The following is a 251-nucleotide window of genomic DNA, read 5'->3' as shown; positions in this document are numbered from 1 at the left end:
TGTGGTTGCATTAGTTCCTGCAACGGGACCTGTGCCACCGCCAATAAACGTGGTGACACCAGAAACTAAACCTTCTTGTGCTTGTTGAGGGCAGATAAAGTGAATATGTGTATCAACACCACCTGCGGTAACGATTTTACCTTCGCCCGCAAGACTTCTGTGGCAGGTCCTACAACAATACTTACATTAGGTTGTACATCTGGATTACCCGCTTTGCCGATACCCACAATGCGACCATCTTTGATCCCGAT

At 47.4% G+C, this 251-nt stretch carries 1 pseudogene; it reads right to left on the bottom strand.

The annotated features are described in order from the left end of the window. A pseudogene (locus BHE89_RS02420) lies at window positions 1-251 on the bottom strand (amidohydrolase family protein); the annotation flags it as partial.

Source organism: Shigella sp. FC1967, assembly GCF_001743005.1.
Lineage (GTDB): Bacteria > Pseudomonadota > Gammaproteobacteria > Enterobacterales > Enterobacteriaceae > Proteus.
Note: the sequence above shows the minus strand (reverse complement) of the source record. Positions and strands in the feature narration are given on the sequence as shown.